16 protein-coding genes and 1 tRNA gene are annotated in these 21,176 nt (G+C 62.0%); 6 read left to right on the plus strand and 11 right to left on the minus strand.

What is annotated here, in order from left to right; all coding sequences use genetic code 11:
• Positions 1-132: 132 nt before the first annotated feature.
• The gene (locus WDN02_RS08450) at positions 133-1,815 is read left to right on the plus strand and encodes a Na/Pi cotransporter family protein (protein ID WP_337293069.1); all 1,683 of its coding nucleotides are present in this window, start codon (positions 133-135) and stop codon (positions 1,813-1,815) included.
• Here WDN02_RS08450 and WDN02_RS08455 read toward each other — a convergent pair whose 3' ends face one another.
• From WDN02_RS08455 to WDN02_RS08480, 6 genes are all read right to left on the minus strand, one after another.
• Complete coding sequence (locus WDN02_RS08455; protein ID WP_337293070.1) at positions 1,816-4,842, minus strand: tetratricopeptide repeat protein; 3,027 nt, start codon at positions 4,840-4,842, stop codon at positions 1,816-1,818.
• A gap of 163 nt (positions 4,843-5,005) precedes the next feature.
• Complete coding sequence (locus tag WDN02_RS08460) at positions 5,006-5,224, minus strand: DUF465 domain-containing protein (RefSeq protein ID WP_337293071.1); 219 nt, start codon at positions 5,222-5,224, stop codon at positions 5,006-5,008.
• Positions 5,225-5,340: 116 nt separating this feature from the next.
• Positions 5,341-5,958, minus strand: a complete 618-nt coding sequence (locus tag WDN02_RS08465) for a L,D-transpeptidase (protein WP_337293072.1) — start codon at positions 5,956-5,958, stop codon at positions 5,341-5,343.
• A gap of 86 nt (positions 5,959-6,044) precedes the next feature.
• Positions 6,045-7,352 carry an SGNH family hydrolase gene (locus WDN02_RS08470; RefSeq protein ID WP_337293073.1) on the minus strand — a complete coding sequence of 436 codons (1,308 nt, stop codon included), beginning with the start codon at positions 7,350-7,352 and terminating at the stop codon, positions 6,045-6,047.
• Between the two features lie 84 nt (positions 7,353-7,436).
• Positions 7,437-8,486: a nickel/cobalt transporter gene (locus WDN02_RS08475; protein ID WP_337293074.1), complete on the minus strand. Its 1,050-nt coding sequence runs from the start codon at positions 8,484-8,486 to the stop codon at positions 7,437-7,439.
• A gap of 26 nt (positions 8,487-8,512) precedes the next feature.
• Entirely contained in the window at positions 8,513-9,160 is a 648-nt protein-coding gene (locus tag WDN02_RS08480) for a DUF1007 family protein (protein ID WP_337293075.1), read from the minus strand.
• 270 nt (positions 9,161-9,430) lie between these two features.
• Between WDN02_RS08480 and WDN02_RS08485 the strand changes: the two genes are divergently transcribed.
• A complete protein-coding gene (locus tag WDN02_RS08485; protein WP_337293076.1) occupies positions 9,431-12,925 on the plus strand; it encodes an indolepyruvate ferredoxin oxidoreductase family protein in 3,495 nt (1,164 codons plus the stop codon).
• Positions 12,926-12,952: 27 nt separating this feature from the next.
• Here the strand turns inward: WDN02_RS08485 and WDN02_RS08490 are convergent, their stop codons facing one another.
• The 3 genes from WDN02_RS08490 to WDN02_RS08500 form a co-directional block, all read right to left on the minus strand.
• Entirely contained in the window at positions 12,953-13,708 is a 756-nt protein-coding gene (locus tag WDN02_RS08490; RefSeq protein ID WP_337293077.1) for a sulfite exporter TauE/SafE family protein, read from the minus strand.
• A 36-nt stretch (positions 13,709-13,744) separates the two neighbouring features.
• Positions 13,745-15,175, minus strand: a complete 1,431-nt coding sequence (locus tag WDN02_RS08495) for a saccharopine dehydrogenase C-terminal domain-containing protein (RefSeq protein WP_337293078.1) — start codon at positions 15,173-15,175, stop codon at positions 13,745-13,747.
• Between the two features lie 266 nt (positions 15,176-15,441).
• Positions 15,442-16,200 (minus strand): L,D-transpeptidase, encoded by a 759-nt coding sequence (locus WDN02_RS08500; protein ID WP_337293079.1) that lies wholly within the window; start codon positions 16,198-16,200, stop codon positions 15,442-15,444.
• A gap of 339 nt (positions 16,201-16,539) precedes the next feature.
• On the opposite strand from WDN02_RS08500, the gene WDN02_RS08505 reads away from it, so the two are divergent.
• A complete protein-coding gene (locus WDN02_RS08505) occupies positions 16,540-16,728 on the plus strand; it encodes a DUF465 domain-containing protein (RefSeq protein WP_337293080.1) in 189 nt (62 codons plus the stop codon).
• 159 nt (positions 16,729-16,887) lie between these two features.
• A tRNA-Arg gene (locus tag WDN02_RS08510) sits at positions 16,888-16,964 on the plus strand.
• 4 nt (positions 16,965-16,968) lie between these two features.
• On the opposite strand, the gene WDN02_RS08515 is transcribed toward WDN02_RS08510, so the two are convergent.
• Both WDN02_RS08515 and WDN02_RS08520 read right to left on the minus strand, forming a co-directional pair.
• Positions 16,969-17,148, minus strand: a complete 180-nt coding sequence (locus WDN02_RS08515) for a hypothetical protein (RefSeq protein WP_337293081.1) — start codon at positions 17,146-17,148, stop codon at positions 16,969-16,971.
• Complete coding sequence (locus WDN02_RS08520) at positions 17,145-18,263, minus strand: hypothetical protein (RefSeq protein ID WP_337293082.1); 1,119 nt, start codon at positions 18,261-18,263, stop codon at positions 17,145-17,147. Before WDN02_RS08520 ends, WDN02_RS08515 begins: the two co-directional genes overlap by 4 nt.
• Positions 18,264-18,818: 555 nt before the next feature.
• On the opposite strand from WDN02_RS08520, the gene WDN02_RS08525 reads away from it, so the two are divergent.
• Both WDN02_RS08525 and WDN02_RS08530 read left to right on the plus strand, forming a co-directional pair.
• The gene (locus WDN02_RS08525) at positions 18,819-19,148 is read left to right on the plus strand and encodes a helix-turn-helix domain-containing protein (protein ID WP_337293083.1); all 330 of its coding nucleotides are present in this window, start codon (positions 18,819-18,821) and stop codon (positions 19,146-19,148) included.
• Complete coding sequence (locus WDN02_RS08530; RefSeq protein WP_337293084.1) at positions 19,138-20,406, plus strand: type II toxin-antitoxin system HipA family toxin; 1,269 nt, start codon at positions 19,138-19,140, stop codon at positions 20,404-20,406. The genes WDN02_RS08525 and WDN02_RS08530 overlap by 11 nt, the downstream gene beginning before the upstream one ends.
• The last annotated feature ends 770 nt before the right edge of the window (positions 20,407-21,176 follow it).

The raw sequence follows: 21,176 nt of genomic DNA on the forward strand, positions 1-21,176 counted from the left end.
GCGGGATTTGCGCGAAAAACCGACTTCCACTTTTTCGAATCCCGCTCTGAATCGAAGCTTGATATTTGAGCGTTTTATACCACTTTCTGCGAACGCTGCGTCGCACTTGGCGCGCGGCTGAAAGGAACAAAGTTGGACGCCACGCTGTCTCTGCTCGATCTCGCCGGTGCTGTCGCGCTTCTGCTCTGGGCGATGCATATGATTCAGAGCGGCATTCAGCGTGCCTTCGGTGCTGACCTGCGTCGTGTCCTTGCAAAGGCGTTTGGCAATAGGGCGAAGGCTTTTCTGGCGGGGCTTGGTGTCACCGCGGTTCTTCAAAGCAGCACGGCGACGGGCCTGATGGTGGCGGGTTTTGCCGCCGCGGGCCTCGTCGATCTCGTGCCGGCGCTGGCCGTGATGCTCGGCGCCAATGTCGGCACGACGCTGATCGTTCAGGTTCTCTCGTTCGATATTGCGCTCGCCGCGCCGCTCTTCATCCTTGTTGGCGTCATGATGTTTCGCCGCAGTGGCGGTCAAGCGCGCACGCGTGACATTGGCCGCGCCATCATCGGTCTCGGTTTGTTGCTGATGTCGCTGAGCCAATTGTTGCAGATCGCGACACCTTACGAGGATACGCCAAGCCTGCGGATGTTGCTCGGTGCGATTGCGACACAGCCCATCATCGCTTTGCTCTTTGGTGCGCTGGCGACCTGGGCGGCACATTCGAGCGTGGCTATCGTCCTGCTCGTCATGTCTTTCGTCACCAATGGCGCCATCTCGCTCGACATGGGCATCGCGCTCGTGCTCGGCGCCAATATCGGCTCGGCCCTCAATCCCGTGCTGGAAGCGCCACGGGGCGTCGATCGCACGGGTGCGCAGGTTGCGGTCGGCAATCTGCTCAATCGAGTCGTCGGTGCTGCGATCGCTCTGCCGTTGATCGATTGGATCGGCCCCAATCTCGTGCGGCTCGATCCGAGCCTCGCGCGCGATGTCGCCAATTTTCATATGTTCTTCAACATCGCGACGGCGCTCATCTTCATGCCGCTGTTGCCGCTCTTCGCCAAAGCGCTGCGCCGCCTCATGCCGCAGCGGATCGAGGCAACGGATCCCTCGCGCCCGCTCTATCTCGATCCATCGGCGGTCGAGGCACCCGCGGTCGCGATCGGCAATGCGACGCGCGAGGCGTTGCGCATGGTCGATGTGCTGGACGAAATGCTGCAAGGCCTCGGCCGTCTGCTGGCAGAGCAGACCGACAAGCAGCGAATCGTCGAGACGCGGCGGATCGATGACATTCTCGACCGGCTCAACACCGCGATCCGTTCCTATCTCGTCGGCCTCGATCCCGAGTCGCTGACGGACGACGACGACAAGCGGGTCGCGGCCATTCTGACCTTCACGAGTTATTTGGAGCAGGCCGGCGACACCATCGACCGTAGCGCGCTCGCGACGCTGACGCGGCAATTGAAGCGCGGGCTTGTTCTGGCTGACCAAGGTCGTGCCGACGCACGGCTCATGCTTGAACATCTCACCGCCGATCTGCGCCTCGCCGCAACCGTGTTCATGACACAAGATGTGCGAGCGGCGCGAACCCTGGCGGATGAAAAAGGCTTCTTCCGCGACATCGAGTCGAAGGCGACCGCAGCCTATTTCCGCCGCCTGCGTGAATCGCGGCCGGATACGATCGAGGCCAACGCCTTGCATCTGGATTTGTTGCGCGCGTTGAAGAGCGTCAACGACTCCCTCGTCGCTGGCGCCGCCTATCCGGTGCTCGAAGAGCGCGGCGAGTTGCACGCCTCGCGCTTGCGTACGCAGCCGGATGGCGACTCCGAAGGCTGATCAGTCGACGCGGCGGGCGATCACGTCCATGCCGATGCGCAGCCGCGGGCTGACCTGATATTCGAGCGGTTGAAATCCCTGCTCGCGCAAAAGCGCATAGAGCCGTTCGCGGCCGAACATGTGAGTGCGCGCGATCTCGCTCCAATAAGGATTGGCGCCTTGCGCGTGCAGCAGGTTGAACGGCATCGCGTCCATATTCGGCAAGCTGAGCCTCAAAAGCCCATCTGTTTGCAGAAGCCGATGCGCCGCGGTGAGCGCCGCCGCCGGATCGGCAAGCCGCGGCAATTGATCGTCAAGGCTGACGATTGCGAAGCGGCCCGGCGCGTCGAAATGTTCGATCGTGCCGACATGTCCCTCAAGGCCGAGCTGGTGGAGGGCAGCCACATGCGACGGACTGCTTTCAAGCCCGACAGTTTCGAAGCCGAATTCCGCTGCGGTGAGCAGCATGGCGCCGCTGCCAAAGCCAGCATCGAGCCAGGCGCCATCGCAATTGCGCGCGCCGATGTGGCGTGCGACGGCCGCAACGAGTGGCGCAACGGCGCGGCGGCCCGCTTCCATGTCGTAGCCAAAGGCAGACGGCGCAAATGTGCCGGCGGCAAAATAGCCGGCGGCGAACACATGGTCGCAATCTTCGCAAACATGCCACTGAACTTGCGGAATCAACTCGCGGCGATAGGCGGGGTCTTTGCCGCAATCAGCTGTGAGAAGGACTTTGTGCGCGCCGCTGCCGCAGAGCGGGCATGTCGCATAGGGCTGGCGCGCGATCTGCGGAGCCCGTGCCTCGGATTGCGGCTTCGACTTTTCGAGCGGAGCCACGGCGAAGGGTTGCACGGCCTTGCCATCCGCCCACGTCTCCCACATCTGCGAATAGGCCGCTTCGAGATGACGGGCAAAGCGCGCCGTATCGAAGGCGGGTGCTGTCAGGCGGCTGGCGTAGAGGCGGCGACGTAGATCGGCGAGCAGTTCGGGTGCGCGCGCGAGCTTCAGCGCCAGGGCTTCATAATCTTCGAGCGAATGGGTGACGAGTTCGGGCAAGCCGACAGCATGGAGAAGGCTCGAAGCCACGCGCCCAGCGAACGTGTCGCCCTGCATTGTGAGCACCGGCAATCCGGCCCAGAGCGCATCGCTCGTTGTCGTATGCGCATTGTAGGGCAGGGTATCAAGAAAGAGATCGCCAAGACGATGCCGTGCGAGATGCGCAGCAAGGCTGAATCGCGGCGCGAATATAAGCCGATCTCCGCTGATGCCGCGCGCCTCTGCCTCTCTGCGAAGATTGGCCTGCACACGCGCGTTCGCGTCAAGGAGCCATAGAACGCTGTCGGGAACGGCAGCGAGAAGCCGCATCCAGATGCCAAAGAATTTCGGCGTGATCTTGTAGCTGTTGTTGAAGCTGCAAAAAACGAAACCTTCATCGGGCAGGCCGGCTTCGGCGCGCGTGGGCGTGCGCGCATCGATTGTACGTTGTCTATCGTTCGGCTGGTAGGTGTCCGGCAGGAGGACGATCTTCTCGTCGTAATAAGACTGCTGATCCATCGGCAAAACGATTGGATCGGCAATCACGTAGTCGATGAAGTCGGCACCCATCGTGCCTGGATAGCCGATGAAATTCACCTGGATCGGCGCCGGCCGATGCGCGACAATCTCGCTGCGTGAAAATTGCGTATAGCCTTTAAGATCGACGAGAATATCGACTTCGTCGGCAAAGATGCGTGCCGCCGCCGCGGGGTCGTCGAGTGCGGTAATATCGACGAAACGGTCGAAAGCCTTGAGCAGTCGATGGCGCAGCTCGCTGCCGTCATCGCCGCCGTGCGAATAGGCAATGATCTCGAAGCGCGCGCGGTCGTGCTGTTCGAAAAGTCCGGCCATGAGAATCGCCGTCGCATGACGGAAGAAATCGCCGGAGAGATAGCCGATCCGCAATTTTCGATTGCGATCGGGCATCTGGCGGCGATGATCGAAACTTGGCTTGGCGCGAAAAGCGCGCGCCCAGCGGCGCGCCAGGTTCAATTGCAACGCATGACCGGAGTTCATGGCGAGCGTGCCGAAGGGCGGAACGAGGCCGTCGCTCGCGGCCGCCGCCGCCAGTGCCGCAGGTTCTTCGGCGTCGTCGCCGTCCCAGTCACAAATGGCACGACGCATGTGCAGACGCTGCAAACGAACGCCGACAAAAGACGGGTCAAGCGCGACGGCGCGGTCATAAGAATTCAGCGCCTCATCGATGCGTCGCAGCGATTCATAAGCCATCCCCAGATTGCAATGAATCTCTGCAAAATCCGGCTTGATCGCGAGCGCCTTTTCATAATTGGCCACAGCGCCGACAAAATCATTGCGATGCTGCAACAGATTGCCGAGGTTGCAATAGGCTCCGACGAAATCGGGATCGAGCGAAATGGCCTGATCGAACTCCGCACACGCTTCATCCAGGCGAAGCAGGTCGCGCAGGATGTTGCCGGCCGCGAAATGCGGACCTGCCGCGTCCGGCCGTTTCGCCGATACAGCAGCGCAGAGTCTCAGCCCCTCTTCGCGACGGCCGAGCTTACGGAGGATTTCGGCGGCGCTGGTATGCGCTTCGATGAAAAACGGATCGAGCTGGCAAGCTTCCAAATAGGCGGCGAGCGCCGCCTCCATCTCACCCAGGTCTTCCAGAATGCCGCCGAGATTGTTATAGGCCGGGGCGAAGCCGGGCTCCAGCCGTATGGCGCGCTCCGCCGTTTCGCGCGCCGCTTCGAGTTGCCGCGTTTCGCGTAAAACCGCGGCGAGGTTGGCGTAGGCGCGGGCATAATCCGGTTTGAGGGCAACGGCTTTGCCGATGTATTCCGCCGCTTGCGCGTGCCGTCCGGTCATGTGCTCGACGAGGCCGAGATTGTGCCAGGCAAGTTCGTGATCGGGATTCTGCTCCAGGATTTGCAGATAAAGCTGACGCGCAATGCCATATTGTTTGCCGCTGTGGAATTCGATCGCGCTTTGGAGGAGCGCGGATTCGGAGAATTCCGGGGTTTGCGGCGTGGCGGGATTGGAATGGTCCATCGGCGGCCTCGGTGCATCCGGCCGCCGCCGGGCGCAGTTCTTGAGCGTAGCAGAGGGGGATGCGAAAAAGTGGATATCGGTTTTTCGCGTAAATCCCGCTCTAAATTGTGATCTATGCGCTCTACACGCGCCGCCTTGCCCTGGGCTTACGAGGCCTTGGAGATCAGGCGATAATATCGGGGGTGAGGACGTCCTCGATCCGGTCGATCTTGTCGCGCAAGATAAGCTTGCGCTTCTTCAGCCGCTGGATTTGCAATTGATCGGAGGTCGAGATGTGGGCGAGCGCCTCGATCGCAGAGTCAAGGTCGCGATGTTCCTGGCGCAGACGTTCGAGATCCGCGCGCAGCGCCGCGCGCTCGTCGTCGCCCAACTTGTCCGCCATTGCCGCCCGTCCCGAAACGCTGCGGCCGGCAAATCATTGCCGGCCGGTGCCGATTGTCATCGGGATAAAGCATTTTAGGCCCTGCCTGCAAATCCTCCACGAGCAGGAGACGAGGATCAGATCACATTGACCTGCGTGCCGACCTTGACGCGGGTGTAGAGGTCTTCGACGTCCACATTCAACATGCGGATGCAGCCCGAGGAGACCGCCTGGCCGATCGTATCTGGCTCATTGGTCCCGTGAATGCGAAAGCCGGTGTCGCCCTTCGCATTGTAGAGGTAGAGCGCGCGGGCGCCGAGCGGATTGCCGATGCCGCCGGGCATGTAGCGCGGCAGATCGGGACGGCGCTCCAGCATTGCATCGGGCGGCGTCCAATCCGGCCATTCGGCGCGCCGGGCGACGTGGACATGACCGGTCCAGCCAAAGCCGTCACGGCCAACGCCAACGCCGTAACGCAGCGCTTTGCCGTCGCCGAGCGAGAGGTAGAGGAACTTGGACTTCGTATCGACGGTGATCGAGCCCGCCGCTGCGCTGGTCGGATAATCGACTAGCGTCTTGGTCGGCGGCGCATTGACCGCGACATCGGTTGGTAGGCTCGCCGGCTGCGCCCGTGTCGCTTGCGAACTGGCGCCGGAAAATAGATTGAACGGGAAAGGCAGATCCTGCGCCAGCGCAGTGCCAGCACCAAAAGACAATATTGAAATGGAAAGGGCTATCGTACGGAATTTCAGCATAACGCACCCCCGACAAAAAAAAACGCCGCGCACGGATAGAGCCATGCTGGCAGGCCAAAGGATGTGCGATTTGTTCCGCGTTAGACTTAAGGCACCTTGCTCGCCGCCGCCGCGGGTTTTGCCGGTGCGGTCTTGGCTGCGGCGACAGGCGGCTTCGGCGGAGCTGGCGGTCCTTCAACCGGCGCGGGGGCCGGTTGCGGCGGCGGCGCGGACGCAAGCTCTTTTCGTGGCCACGCGAAATCGTCGGCACGGCCGGGTGTCGTCGGCGCCGTTTTGCCATTGGCGAATGTTTGCTCGACGAGGCTGGCCGTATCTGTCTTGGGCGCTGCCGGCCCCAGCGTCGCAAGCTGGCCGCCCGGGGCGAGCACTGGCCCCGTTAAAGGCAGAACGGGACCAATGGGAGGCTTCACCGGCGTGACTGCCGCACCTGCCGCAGGCGAATTGGTGCCAGCCGGAGCGGTCGTCTCGATTTTGGCAAGCGCCGCATCGTCCTGCGGTGCGCTGACATTGAGGATGTCGCGAATTTGCGGCTCGACGAAACTCGCGAGCTTCAACGCGCCGGCTTTGGTGAAATGAACACCGTCGAGCGCGCGCAGCCGCACCACCTGGCCATCGACGTCGGGACCGTAGGAACTGAACTGTCCGTCGTCGTCGACGAAATCTTCCCAGGTGTCGATATAGGTCGCGCCATTGCGGCTCGCATATTGGCGATACATGTCGTTGAGCGCCGCCATTTCCGTGGAAAAGCGATCGGTCTTCATGACCGGCAGACCGACCCAGAGCAGGGGTATCTTCGCGTCGTGGAAGATTTTCGCGACGGCCTCGATCCGCGCCGAATAGATTTGCTGATATTGCGGCGTGCCGGGATCGTAGCTGCCGGTTGAATCGTGCAGCGTCTGGTGATCGTTGCTGCCGATCATCATCACGGCCACGTTGATCTTCTGTCCGTTGGCAACGAGATCGTGTGCCGCCTTCGGCCAATCGTAATAATCATCGCGGACGAGGCCGGAATCTTCCTTGGCGTCGCGCAGAACTTCGACCTCGGGTCTGTCGCTCAGTGCTGTCGTGAGTCCTTGGCCGAGAAGCTGACCGAGCGAATCGCCGGCGACGGCGACGAAGAACGTCGGCGGCACCGCCGGGGGCTTCACAACCTTGGCGACGGTGCGCGGCCGATAGGCGTGATGCTCATGCGGTCGCGGCGGCGCGTAATCATAGCTGCGCTGTGGGCGGAAGACCTGTTGAAACCAGTTGAAGGGGCTGAACTGCGCTTTGGCCGGGCTTGCGCCGCTCGAAAGGCAAAGCAAGAGCACGGCGGCCAACAAGAGTGCCGACCGGCAGATCACATTCACCAGTCTGTCTTCGCGCCGCAAAAGGCGCCCCTGCCAAGGGACCATCCGTTTTCCCCTCAGACTTTAACCTACGCCCTTCGGCGCGGAAATTTAAGGGGAAAAGACCTTAAGGGAGGAGACCTGCTGCGCTCAGGCTACGGTCATACCCGAAAGACTCGCCATCAACAGCAAGGTACCGAAGACAAGCACGCACAGCGCCGCGCCGACTTCGATCAACCGGCCGATGATTTCTGCGCGGGACGAACCGCGACCCGAGAAGCGGACCGCGGTTTTCTTGGCGAAGACCGCGAAGCTGGCGAGCGCCCCGGTGGTGATGGCGGTGCCGAGCGCCATGGCAAAGGTCGCGAAAATTCCGGCGCCGAACAGGCCCTGCGCGATTGAAAAGACGAGGATCAATATGGCGCCAGAGCAAGGCCGTGCGCCCGCTGTTACGATCGTGACAGCAGCGGATTTCCAGGAGAAGCCCGCGCCGAGCTGGGCCGGATCCGGCGCATGGAAATGGCCGCAGTCCGGGCCGTGGACGTGGCTGCTTCCGTCATCCGCAAGGAAATTGCCGCTGCCGCCTGCTTGCGCATAAACGAGCTTTTGCGGCGCACCAGCAAAAACCGGCAGTGCGCGTCCGGCCCAGGCATGGCGAATGCTGGCCACCAGCGCCGTCGTCTTGGTGAAAAGCAGCACAAGGCCGAGAACGATGATACCGGCGTAAGCGGCATATTCGAGATATTGAGCGGCCGCGTTCATCCGCGCGGCCGTTGCATTGAAGACAAGCGCAGCCAGGCCCACGAGTGCGATGGCGACGATCGCCTGAAAGATCGCAGCAAGGAAGGCGATGATGATACCGCGCCGCAGCGCACGTTCATTGGAAATCATGTAGGAGGTGATGACCGCTTTGCCGTGTCCAGGGCCGGCGGCGTGGAAGACACCGTAGAGAAAGCTCAAGCCCGCAAGACCAAAAAAGCCATAGGGACTTTGCCTGACGGCGTGCATGGCGCCCACAAGCGCAAGCGAAAATCGGCTCTCCTGCTCGATGATCCAGGCCGTCACGCCAGACGCATTGCCGACTGCACCTTCGTCGGCGCCGACGGCGAACGGATGATGAAAGCCTTGCGCGGCCGCCGCGGTCGCCAACAGCAAAAGCGAGACGAATGTAAGTATGCTGGTGGTAAGAACTCGATTCATCAGCGTGTCTTGAGCCTCAACGCCTTTCACGGGCAGGCAACGATGACGCGGTCGGCCAATTTCATGCCGAAGTTCGCGCCGGGCGAGAGATTTTGATAAAAGGCTTCCGACAATTGTTTGGCGTCCTGGACGTCCAGCGGATTGGCGCCAAGGACGCCGATGGAGCAGCCCTTGGGCGCACTGAGGAGACTGACGGGATTTGTTTTTGCCAGACTGAAATCGACAAAAAACGTCGGGTCGTAGACCGAGAAAATGAACGCCCGACCGGGAATGAGCGGGTCTTTCAGCGGTACGGTGAAGCTCAGCTCCACAAGCTTGTCCGGCCGTTCTTCGAGCGAATAATCTTTCGGCGGCCCGAAATCGATTTTCGCGCCGGCGTTCTTCGCGAAGGTGAAATAGCCGAACTCGGCCAGTGATTCGACATTGGTCTTGGCGAGCGGCGCGAGCTGCTCCTTGGTCGCCAATTGGCCGTCCTTGGCGAGGCCCTGGACGGCGAAGGCCGAATACATGTCGTCAAACACCCAGGAATTACGGATCGCCGCGATCTTGCCGTCCGGCTGGAAGATCACATCCTCGTGCGCCGTTACCCAAACATGGGGATGCGCGCTCGCTGGAGCCGCCGCGCCGAGCAGAAGGGCCGCAACGCCAAATTTAAGCCTTCTTGAGGCGCGCATCTTTCCCGATCAAAGGCCTAAGGCCGGATGGCAGAATCGTCGGGGCAACAATTGCCCGGCAAACTCTGGCCAAAGCGAGGCAGGGGCGATCACTTCGTCGCCCCAGCGGGGCGGTCCATCCCGCAAAACACGGTTACAATCATTTACTTAAACGCAGGGGAGACGGCGCGGCGCAGCCGCCTAAAGGGTTGGCCGATTCAACCGGCTGCTTTATACCGTTTACTCCCAATGGGGCCAGGCGGGATCTTCCTGCTTGGGGGCAAAGGCAAAATGGCGGACGTCGAAAGAACCCAGGGCACGGCCGCGCTGCTGTCGCTCGCCGACAAATACGACCTTGCCCAAAACCGTGTCTTCGTCTCGGGGCCGCAGGCTATTGTCCGCCTTTTGCTGATGCAGGCGGCGATCGACCGCCGGGACGGACTGAACACTGCCGGCTTCATCTCCGGCTACCGCGGTTCGCCGCTCGGTGGTCTCGACCTCAATTTCCTGCGCGCCAAAAAAGCGCTGACGGCGTGCGATATCATTTTCGAACCTGGCCTCAATGAAGACCTTGCCGCGACCGCGATCTGGGGCGCGCAGCAGGCCGAAATGCGCGGCGAAGGCCGGTTCGATGGCGTTTTCGGCCTGTGGTATGGCAAGGGGCCGGGCGTAGATCGCTCCGGCGATGTCTTCCGCCACGTCAACCTCGCCGGCACCTCGCGCAACGGCGGCGTCCTTGCCCTGATGGGCGACGACCATACGGCCGAATCCTCGAGCACGGCACATCAGTCCGAATTCACCTTCGTCGCGATGATGATGCCAATCCTGGCGCCGGCCGGCGTGCAGGAGTTGATCGATTACGGCCTCTACGGCTATGCGCTGAGCCGCTATTCCGGCTGCTGGGTCGGCATCAAATGCCTGAAGGACACGGTCGAATCGACGGCCTCAGTCGATGCCTCTCTCGACCGCGTGCGGCCCGTCGTGCCGACAGATTTCATTCTTCCGGCGGGCGGTCTCAACATCCGCCCGCACGATCCCGTGCTTGCGCAGGAACGGCGCCTGCAAAACGAAAAGTTTCCCGCCGTGCTGGCGTGGCTGCGCGCCAACAAACTGAATCGGATCATCACCTCTGGTGGTCCGCAGGCGAAGCTCGGTATTGTCGCGTCGGGTAAATCCTATCTCGATGTGCGTCAGGCGCTCGATGAATTGGGCATCGACGAAGTGCGCGCCAATGCGCTTGGCCTGCGGCTTTACAAGGTCGGCTGCCCCTGGCCGCTGGAGCCGCAGGGCCTGCGGACGTTCGCGCAGGGTCTCGACAAGATCATCGTCGTCGAGGAGAAGCGCTCGCTCATCGAGAACCAGTTGCGCGACGAGCTTTATGGGAGCGCGCATCAGCCGGTCTGCGTCGGCAAGAAGGATGAGAAAGGGCGTCAGCTGTTCCCTGTCGCTGGCGCGCTCGATGTCAACGATATTGCCATCGCCATCGGACGGCGGCTGCTCGACTATCATCCCGACGCCGAGCTCGAAAGCCGTGTCGCCCATCTCGCGAATCTGCAGTTCGGAATCACGACACTGAAAGACGCGGCGACGCGGACGCCCTATTTCTGCTCCGGCTGCCCGCATAACGTCTCGACGAAAGTGCCCGAGGGCATGCGCGCCTATGCCGGCATCGGCTGCCATTACATGGTTCAGAACATGGACCGCGCGACCGAAGGCTATACCCATATGGGTGGCGAGGGCGCGAACTGGGTCGGCGAGGCGTTGTTCTCGACGCGCTCGCATATTATCCAGAATCTTGGCGACGGGACGTACAATCATTCCGGCGTGCTGGCGATCCGCTGGGCTGTCGCCGCGCGGACCAACATCACCTTCAAAATTCTCTTTAACGATGCCGTGGCGATGACCGGTGGTCAGGCGCTGGAAGGCGATCTGACGGTGCCGAAGCTCGTGCGCCAGGTCGCGGCGGAGGGTGCCAAGAAAATCGCCGTCATCACCGACGCGCCAACGAAATATCGCGATATTGCCGATTGGCCGCAAGACGTCGAAGTCTATCCGCGCGAAGATCTCGAACCCGTCCAGCGCGAGCTCGCCGAAGTGCCCGGCACGACAATCCTTATTTACGATCAGACTTGCGCCGCGGAAAAACGCCGGCGCCGCAAGCGCAAGGAATTTCCCGAGCCCGACAAACGCGTCTTCATCAACGATATCGTTTGCGAAGGCTGCGGCGATTGCGGCGTCACCTCGAATTGCGTGTCGGTGCAGCCGCTCGAGACGGAATTCGGCCGCAAGCGCGTGATCGATCAGTCGAGCTGCAACAAGGACTTTTCGTGCCTCAACGGCTTCTGCCCGGCGATGGTGACCGTCGAGGGCGCCAAGCCGAAGGTGCCGGGTACGAAGCCCGAGGCCAATGATTTTCCGCCCCTGCCGCAGCCGGACATTCCGCAGATCGGTGATCGGCCATTCGCTATTTTGATCGCCGGTGTCGGCGGGACAGGCGTCGTCACGATTGGCGCCTTTCTGGCGATGGCGGCGCATCTTGAGGGCAAATCTTGCGGCTCGACCGATATGGCGGGCCTCGCACAAAAGGGCGGCGCGGTTCACAGCCACATCAAGATCGCCGCGAAGCCGGATCAGATCCACGCCATCAGCGTCGGCACCGGCGGCGCCGATCTTGTCATCGGCTGCGATCTTGTCGTCTCCGGCAGTGCCAAGGTCCTCGCGACCGTCAGGCTGGGCGAAACCGGCGTCGTCATCAACAACGCCGAAACCTATCCGGGCGATTTCACCCGCAATCCCGATTTCACGCTGCCCGTGGGCACGATCCGGCAGGCAATCGAGAAAGCCTCCGGCGGCCACGCTTCTTTCTGCGATGCGACGAGCCGCGCGATCGCGCTCGTCGGAACGTCGGTCGCGGCCAACATCTTCCTCGTTGGTTTCGCATGGCAGAAGGGGCTTTTGCCTTTGTCAGAAGACGCGCTCATGCGCGCCATCGAAATCGTCGGCGAATCCGTCGAGATGAACAAGCGGGCTTTCCTCTGGGGCCGGCGCGAGGCCGCCGAACCGGCGCGCGTCGCAACCTTGCTGGCGCCAAAGATCGCCCCCACTTCGTCGCGCGCGATGTCGGACTCGTTCGACGAACTTTTCAGCCGCCGCCAAGACTTCCTCACCGCCTATCAGAATCGCGCCTACGCCGACGTTTATGCCGCGAGGGTGAAGCGCATCATTGATGCCGAGAAGCGCGTCGCGTCGGGCGAGACGCGCCTCGCGACGGCGGTGGCAAAGAGCCTCTTCAAGCTGATGTCGGTGAAGGACGAATTTGAGGTCGCGCGGCTCTATAGCGATGGCACGTTCCACGACAATATCGCGGCGGCTTTCGACGGCGATATCAAGATCAAATTCCATCTCGCACCGCCGATCTTCGCGCGCAAGCGCGGCCCGATGCCGAAGTGGACGTTCGGGCCGTGGATGATGCGGCTCTTCAAGATACTGGCGCCGCTCAAAGTTTTGCGCGGCACACCGCTCGATCTTTTCGGCTTGTCGAGCGAGCGGCGGATGGAGCGGCACTTGCGCGCCGCTTATGAGGCAACGCTGGACGAGATCGTCGCGAAACTCACGTCCGAAAATTACGATTGCGCCGTCGCGCTTGCGGCATTGCCGGAAAAAATCCGCGGCTTCGGGCACGTCAAGTTCCGCGCCGTCGAACTGGCGAAGGCCGAGGAGGCGGAGCTGCTGGCGCGCTTTCGCTCGGATGTCAGCCTCCAGCCGATGAAGCTCGCGGCGGAATAGGCGCTACGTTTATCGCGTGTTCTCGCGCTACATATGCGCGAAGCCTTCGATCGCGAGATATGTGCCGAGCACGAGCAAACCAATCTGAAAGACACGGCGGAAGGTTTCGAGGCTCATCCGTTCGCGCAGATACTGGCCAATGAACATGCCGATGAAACCGGCGACGAGCGCAAATAACGATGCGCCCAGCAGCCACGGTGAGTGCGTAAACACGCCACGGTGTAACAGACCCGCGGCCATCGCCATCGTCGAAACCGTGAACGACAACCCAAGTGCCTGAATGAGATCGTCGCGTTCGAGGTCGAGCGATTGCAAATAGGGCACTGCGGGGATGACATTGATGCCTGTCGCGCCGGTGACGACGCCGGTGGCGGCGCCCATGAACGCACCGATCCAGGGTTCATGCGCCGGTGGCACTTTGAAATGGATTTTGAGCAGGCCGAGCGTCGCATAAATCGCGAGCGAGAGGCCGAGCGCTGCCTGGGCGATATGCGCGTGGCCGCCGACGATCAGTCCGGCGCTTGCCAGCGTGACGATAACGATGGCCGTCAGCATCGGCCACATGCGTCGCCAGAGATTGCTCAGCGACGGTCCGGTCGCCAATTGCCAGGCATTGGTGACGAAGGAGGGGATGAGCAAAAGCGTCGCCGCCTCAAGCGGCGGCATCTTCAATGCGAGTAGACCCATGGCGATGGTCGGCAGCCCCATGCCGACGACGCCCTTCACAATGCCGGCGCCTACGAAAATGATCGCGACGGCCAGCCAGAATTCCCAGGATTCCATCGATACGCTGCAACTATCCGATTTCAGGACCGTCCTTCAGCGCACGATCACATTGGAGAATTGCCAGGCATCGTTCTTGTCGAGGTCTTCAGCGAAGTACCGGGCGCGGTCGGTGAGCGGCGTCCAATCAGTGTAAGTGCCGATGACTGGCTGCAGATAGGGCGATTGCACTTCAAGGCAGCGGCGGAAATCCACCTCGTCGGCCTCGACGATGCCGGCCTTCGGATTTTCGAGCGCCCAGACCATGCCGGCGAGGACGGCGGAGCTGACCTGCAAGCCGGTCGCGTTCTGATACGGCGCGATGCGGCGCGTTTCCTCGATCGAAAGCTGCGAGCCGTACCAATAGGCGTTCTTGGCATGGCCATAGAGCAGCACGCCAAGTTCGTCGATACCGTCGACGATTTCGTTCTCGTCAAGGATGTGCCAATCCGGCTGCTGCTTCCATTGCGCGCCAGCCATTTCATCGAGCGATAGAACGGCGTCGTCGGCGGGCCGATAGGCGTAATGAACCGTCGGCCGGTAAACCACCTGATCGCCCTCGCGCACTGTCAGATAATCGGCAATCGAGATCGATTCATTATGCGTGACGAGGAAGCCGTGCTGCGGCCCCGGCGTCGGCGTCCAGGAGCGTACGCGCGTACCTGCGCCCGGGCGCAGCAGATAGATGGCGCAATCCGGGCCATATTCATGACGCCGGCCTTCGGGCGGCAGATGTTTTTCATGCGTGCCCCAGCCGAGTTCGGCCGGCTGCAAGCCTTCCGAGACGAAGCCTTCGACCGACCAGGTGTTGACGAAGATATTCATCGGCTTTGGCGTCTTGGCGCGCTGCGTGTCGCGCTCGGCGATATGAATGCCCTTGATGCCAAGGTCTTTCGCGAGCTGTGCCCAATCCTCACGCGTCTTCGGATCGGCCCCCTTGAGGCCGACATCATTGGCGACATTGAGCAGGGCCTGTTTGACGAACCAGGAGACCATGCCGGGGTTGGCGCCGCAGCAGGAGACGGCGGTCGGCCCTGCGCCAAGCGCATCGCGCTGGTCGAGGACTTCCTGGCGTAGCGCGTAATTCGAGCGCTGCGATTGTGTCAGGCGCGGATCGTCGTAGAAGCCCGGCCACGGCTCCGCAACAGTGTCGACATAGAGCGCGCCGACCTCATGGGCGAGGCGCATGATGGCGGCGGACGATACTTCGACCGACAGATTGACGATGAAGGGTTGACCCGTGCCCGTGGTCAGCAATGGCTTCAGCAGATCGACGAAATTCTCTCGTGTCACCTTCTTCTGCACATAGGCGATGCCGCGCTCGTCGAGGAGCTGGCGGTCCTTATCGACCGGGTCGATGACGGTGAAGCGCGATTTATCGAAATGGAAATGGCGTTCGATCAGAGGCAGGGTTCCGCGCCCGATCGAGCCGAAGCCGATCATGACAATAGGGCCGGTGATCGTGCCGTGGATCGGCCAATTCAGCATCGTCAATCTCCAAGGAAGGGCGCGAACGCGTCGCGCGCCATAAAGGCGAGATGGCGCGGAAGGTCAAGAACGCGCGGCACTGCGGCGCCAAGAAAAAGCCTTCCGCCCATTTGGGCGAAAGGCTCGCATGTTTTGTTACAAAATGATGACGCCTAGCGCGCTTTCCGACCAGACGGAATCGTTTGATCGATCAGAAATCGTGCCAGTTCATAATGTTGGAGCATGTTCTGATCGGAAAAAGTCGTGCAACTCTCTCGGAACATGCTCTAGAGAACGATGACCTTCGTGCCGACCGGGACACGATTGTAGAGGTCCATCACATCACCGTTCATCATGCGGATGCAGCCAGATGAAACCGCCTGGCCGATTGAATCCGGCTCATTGGTCCCGTGGATGCGGTAGAGCGTGTCTTTGCCGTTCTCCCAAAGATAAAGGGCACGGGCGCCGAGCGGATTGCCGAGGCCGCCGTCCATCTCCTGCGGCAGGTCGGGACGACGCTGCAGCATGTCCGAAGGCGGAAACCACTTCGGCCATTCCTGCTTGTTGTGGACCTGCGCAACGCCCTTCCAGGCGAAACCCTCGCGGCCGACGCCGATGCCATATTGCAGAGCCCGGCCATTCCCCTCGATCAGATAGAGATGCTTCGAGGAGGTATCGACAATGATCGTGCCCGGCTGCTCACTGCTCGGATAATCGACTTCCTCGCGGGTATGTTTGGTCCCCGCTGCGGCATCGTCGTCCGGCGGCGGATTATAGGGCGCAGCGTCCGGCGACACGCGCTCCACCGGGCTGGCATAGGCGCGCTGATCCGGCGTCATCGATTGATCCGGCGGCTGGGTCTGCGGCTCGCCATAATTCTGCCCTGGCTGACCGCCGCCCGGATAGGCCGGATAGGCGTAATTCGGCGGCGGATTGGCCTGATAGCCGTTGTAATATCGCCATTGCGCCGCGGCCGGCGCACTCAAAAGCGTGAGAGCAGCCAGCGCCGCCAGCGCAGAGATGCCGTGTTTGATCTTCAGATGCATGGATCGACCCAAAGCCCCTTCAAGGCAGAAGAACGTAGAAAAACGGCGAAAAACCGAATGTGTCGGAACGCACAATACGCTGTTAATCCTCAATACCATCAACAGAATGACGGACAAGATAGCGTCCCGCCTAACCTCGCTTCCTCACACAAGCTTGACGGCCGCCCTGTCCAAGCTGCGGCTCGGGTATTAACGAAGATTTAGCGCTGTGGTTGCGTCTGGCCGGACAACGGAAATCAGCAACTGCGAATTTACGTCGCGCGGCGTGCGACCCCCTTGCCCATCGCGAATCCTGTGTCACACTATCTTCGTGGATGCACCTCCCAGAAGGAGCAAGGCATGTCTTTGGAAAGTCACCTCGCTGAGCTTGAACGCCGTCACGACGCCCTCGACCGCGATATCGACCGCGAATGGCACCGCCCATCCGCGGATGAGAGCAGATTGGCGGAGTTGAAGCGGCGCAAGCTTCAGCTCAAAGACGAAATTGCCAAATTGAAAAGCATCGAGCGCGCCGAAACCCTGCACTAAACCGTCCGCGAATTGCTTTCCTGGGCAGCCGCGAGGCGGCCCGAGAGACTGCCGCAGGTGCGCAACGACGCGATCCGAAAGAGATTGCGCCGGGTGCATTGTGGCGGCGCAGCGGATCGGCTAAAAGTTTGCCGACGCCGCCAAGGCGATCCCGTGATTGCACCCGTAGCTCAGCTGGATAGAGTGACGGCCTCCGAAGCCGTAGGTCACAGGTTCGAATCCTGTCGGGTGCGCCAAACGCTAATCTCTAGGTTCTTCCTCTCGGCAGGGATGCTGGCCCTGCTCCCAAGGCGCCGGCCGCCGGGTCACCTCCACCATCTCAGGCACAGGCGCGCCGGGCTCCGAACAGGTCGCCAGAAACGCCGCGAACCCTTCAGGGCTCATGCGGATCAGGTTGGGCTCCTTGATATCGTCATTCATCTCGCGCCTCTTCGGCATCCTGGTCGGCGGAGCTCGCCATGGTCAGCGACGCCAATACCACCATGGCGCGCCCGGTCGTACCTCGCTTCAAGATAGCGTGTCCTGTGCTCAGTCTCCGGGTCAAGCGAGTGATCCACCGCTCGCCAGCCATCGATTTCGACCTCGTCGTTCATGAGATCGAGCGCCTGCAACTTCTGACGAAGCGTCTCCTGAGAGATGTCCTCGCGCAGGGAGGCCGCGTAGCGCTTCGCCCAGGCCATGAAGTCCCCCACGACGTCCTCCGCTGGTCCTTCCGCCTCGGCCTGGGCGATGAAGGCCTCCACCTCCGAGGCCCGCCGGAAACGCTGCAACTGCAGTTCCAGGAATTCCAGGCGCTTGCTAGCCAGGCGCTGCCGGCGATCCGCTTCCTTCCGCCGCTTCTCGGCTTCGGCCCTTTCCAGGCGCTCCTTTTCCTGGCGCTCCCGCCAAACCTTCTCGCCGGCCGCGTAAAGCGCGAGCGCCTCCATCAGGCGATCCACCATCCCCTCCAGGCGCTGCGTCTTGCCGTCGGAGAACTTCCGCCGCATTCCGCTGTGGCGATAGCCGCCGTCGAGGGTGAGCACGAGCTGGCCGGTGGGTTCGTAATCCCATTCGGGGATCGAAGGCGGATCGGGCGTTACAGACCAGGAGCCTCGGCGATAGGCGCGCTCTCGCCCCTCCTCATACCGTTTCAGCGCCGCCGTTTCAGCGTCGGTGCGCTTGTGCGGCGTCCGAGCGGACTGCTCGGTGATCTCGAACCTGATCGGCTCGTCGTCGGGCGCGAGGAAGAGGCCTTTGTCATCGCCCTTCGCCGACCAGCCCCGCGCCTCCAAGGCGCGAAGTAGCAGCGTCAGGATCCGGGCGACACGGTCCGCCTGCTCCGCCGAAGCGACGACCGCGAACAGGCCTTTCCCGGAAGTCCGGGCCATTTCACCTGCCTTGGCGCCAGCGAGCTTGTCACGCGTGCGAACCACGAGGGGATGGACCTGCTGGTCGTCCGCAGCGGCGTGTGATTGCGGGACCGCCTCCTTCCCTGCAGCCCCCTGATCGGGAGAGCTCCCAACTTCCCTAGCCTTGTCCTTCAGGCGCTCAGCCACAGCCTTCACCTCCGGCGAGGGTTGGCCAGCGCCGACGAACCTGACGGTTTCCAGTCTTGCCCGGCTGGCGGGCGCGAGCTTGGGTCTGGGGGAAGGTCCTGGCCCGCCGCGACCTGCGCCCAGTACCCACGGCTCGGGACAGGGATGCCGTGGCGGCGGCACATCTTGCGGACCGCGTTGTCGCTGACCCCGAACTCGGCAGCAACTCGCGTCACGGGGCTGGACCAAACCTTGTCGAATAAGTCCTGTCTGGAAATCGTCGTCATTGCGGAGGTCATAGCTAAACTGGCGATATAGCCCAGCTTCAGCGACGACTGGGCGACGGCCTGGGCCGCCAAGCCGTTGTGGTCCCGGGCGAAGAAATGAGCGCCGGCTCGCGGATGCTTTTCCCGCCTGGCTCCGGTAACTTAGGAATGACCGCTATAACGGCCATGAGGCCGTCGTCGTGACCGCGGTCGCGGTCATCTCTTGATCTTTCATGCTGCTTGTCTTATGACCGTCTTAGCGGTCACGAAAGGCCTTCTTGACCGCCATAGCAGTCAAAGTGAGATAGCCGTGTCGCCTCGTCCGTATTCACGACTGACAAAGGATGCCCTGACGTTGCTAGGCGCCCAGGTGCGTCTGGCGCGCAAGCAGCGCGGCATGACCGAGATGGAGCTCGCGGAGCGAGCCGGCGTCGCCCGCAGCACGCTCCAACTGATCGAGAAGGGCGATCCACGGGTCGAAATCGGCTTGGTGTTCGAAGCCGCCACCTTAGCAGGCGTTAGCCTGTTCGTACCGGAGGCCTCGAGCCTCGCGCCGCAGATCGAACGACTGGAGGACAAGCTGGCGCTTCTGCCGCGCTCGATCCGGCGGCCCAAAGGGACGGTGAACGATGAGTTCTGATCGGCTGGCGCCGCCTCGGGAAGCGTTCGTCTGGATCTGGCTGCCGGATGCGGCGGAGCCCGTCGTAGCGGGACGAATAGCCAGGGACGGCGAGTTCTACAGCTTCAACTATGGCCAGTCTTATCTGGCGCGCCAGGATGCGATGGCGATCTATCTTCCCGAGCTGCCGCTGCGGCGAGGCGCGATCGCGCCAGCGCCGCCCCTGGCCATGGCCGGGTGCCTGCGCGACGGCGCTCCCGACGCCTGGGGACGGCGGGTGATCATCAACCGCCTGACCGGCCTCAAGGGCGACGCCGCGCGCGACGTCGATTTCGACGAGCTGACCTTCCTGCTGAACTCGGGATCGGACCGGTCGGGCGCGCTGGATTTCCAGGCCTCGGCCGAGACCTACACGCCGCGAGAGCAGGCCAGCGCCACGCTCGAGGAGTTGCTAGAGGCGGCGGGCCGCGTCGAGCGGGGTGAGCCGATACCGGCCGGGTTGGATCGCGCGCTGTTTCACGGCAGCTCGATCGGCGGGGCGCGGCCGAAGGCCTTGATCGAGGATGGCCAAGACAAGTTCATCGCCAAGTTCTCGGCGACCAACGACACCTATGCCGTGGTCAAGGCCGAGTTCGTAGCCATGCGACTGGCCGCCCGGGTTGGTCTGAACGTGGCGGCGGTCCAGTTGGTGCAGGCTGCCGGCAAGGACGTGCTTCTGGTAAAGCGGTTCGATCGCGCGCGGGTTAAGGGCGGCTGGACGCGCCGGGCTGTCGTTTCGGCCCTGACCTTGTTCGGGCTGGACGAGATGCAGGCGCGATGGGCCAGTTATGGCGAGCTGGCTGACCTTGTCCGCGCCCGATTCTCAAATCCCCAGGCTGCTCTGCACGAGCTGTTCGCGCGCATGGTGTTCAATGTGCTGGTCGGCAACAACGACGACCATGCGCGCAACCATGCGGCCTTTTGGGATGGCGAATGGCTGGCCCTGACGCCGGCCTACGACATCTGCCCGCAGGCGCGCACAGGAAGAGAGGCCAACCAGGCGATGTCGATCGACGGGGACGATCGGCGCAGCCGGCTGGAGACATGCCGCAACGCGGCGGCGCGGTTCCTGCTCAGCGACGCCAAGGCGCGCGGCATTATCGACGGCCAGATCACCGAAATCCGCGACGGGTGGGACGTGGTCTGCGAGGAGGCAGACATGAGCGCGGTGGACCGGGCGTTCCTGTGGGAGCGGCAGTTTTTGAACGCCTATGCGCTGGAGGACTACCAAGCAGCCTGAGATGTCTCGGCGCTTGAGCTGCCGGGCCGCTAATTGGAAGTGCACGCCCCGCCGTGCTTGTTCGTAGAAGAGAATCCGGGAGGCGCCGCGCACCGTCTCACGAGGCGAGCATTCACCGACCTCGGATTCTGTTTCTTCGAGCGTTCCGAGATCGTGCGAAACAACAAGAATCGTGCCCTTGGCGGCGAAGTCCTTGATATACGCGTCACACTTCTTGGCAAATGTCGCGGGCGAACATTCTCAGGAATCCCGTCACATCAATCGATCAGGAATTTGAGCATGCTCCTGAAGACTCTGCGGCCAAGAATCTCGTTAATCGAACTGACGACACCAGCCCGAGAGTCAATTTCACTATAAAATCTGTTCGCCCCCTTCGCGGCGCCGTATCTTCGCGCATTGCCTTCCACTCCTCCTTACGCAATTCACGCGGCAACACCAAAGCAGGCTAGCCTAGAGGTCGAATTGTCGCTCCGGTCTTCGAGTCGCGAGCGCAGCCCACCAGCGGAAACTCTTTTACATCGAAATATAGAACGTTTTGTATTTCACACTCGCGTGAACACGCGATGTACTGTCGCCGATCGCTAAAAGAGCCAGCGTCATTCACGTTGTCGTGAAAACAACATACATACTCGCGGTAGTTGCCCAGCGTCTTGCGCTCTGCATCCGTACCGACTCTCCAGCGTCGCAGCGATTAATTTGCCACCAGGGATCTTGACGCAAATCAAGGGCGCGCCGTCGACGGCCTTCTAACTCTGCTTCATCGAAATGAA

Origin of the sequence: Methylovirgula sp., from assembly GCF_037200945.1 — a bacterium.
In the GTDB taxonomy this organism is placed as follows: domain Bacteria; phylum Pseudomonadota; class Alphaproteobacteria; order Rhizobiales; family Beijerinckiaceae; genus Methylovirgula.

Bases quoted from the DNA above. Each gene is read 5' to 3' on its own strand.
- WDN02_RS08455 (WP_337293070.1), bottom strand. From the start codon at position 4,842: ATGGACCATTCCAATCCCGCCACGCCGCAAACCCCGGAATTCTCCGAA.
- WDN02_RS08460 (WP_337293071.1), bottom strand. From the start codon at position 5,224: ATGGCGGACAAGTTGGGCGACGACGAGCGCGCGGCGCTGCGCGCGGAT.
- WDN02_RS08465 (WP_337293072.1), bottom strand. From the start codon at position 5,958: ATGCTGAAATTCCGTACGATAGCCCTTTCCATTTCAATATTGTCTTTT.
- WDN02_RS08470 (WP_337293073.1), bottom strand. From the start codon at position 7,352: ATGGTCCCTTGGCAGGGGCGCCTTTTGCGGCGCGAAGACAGACTGGTG.
- WDN02_RS08475 (WP_337293074.1), bottom strand. From the start codon at position 8,486: ATGAATCGAGTTCTTACCACCAGCATACTTACATTCGTCTCGCTTTTG.
- WDN02_RS08480 (WP_337293075.1), bottom strand. From the start codon at position 9,160: ATGCGCGCCTCAAGAAGGCTTAAATTTGGCGTTGCGGCCCTTCTGCTC.
- WDN02_RS08485 (WP_337293076.1), top strand. From the start codon at position 9,431: ATGGCGGACGTCGAAAGAACCCAGGGCACGGCCGCGCTGCTGTCGCTC.
- WDN02_RS08490 (WP_337293077.1), bottom strand. From the start codon at position 13,708: ATGGAATCCTGGGAATTCTGGCTGGCCGTCGCGATCATTTTCGTAGGC.
- WDN02_RS08495 (WP_337293078.1), bottom strand. From the start codon at position 15,175: ATGCTGAATTGGCCGATCCACGGCACGATCACCGGCCCTATTGTCATG.
- WDN02_RS08500 (WP_337293079.1), bottom strand. From the start codon at position 16,200: ATGCATCTGAAGATCAAACACGGCATCTCTGCGCTGGCGGCGCTGGCT.
- WDN02_RS08505 (WP_337293080.1), top strand. From the start codon at position 16,540: ATGTCTTTGGAAAGTCACCTCGCTGAGCTTGAACGCCGTCACGACGCC.
- WDN02_RS08515 (WP_337293081.1), bottom strand. From the start codon at position 17,148: ATGAATGACGATATCAAGGAGCCCAACCTGATCCGCATGAGCCCTGAA.
- WDN02_RS08530 (WP_337293084.1), top strand. From the start codon at position 19,138: ATGAGTTCTGATCGGCTGGCGCCGCCTCGGGAAGCGTTCGTCTGGATC.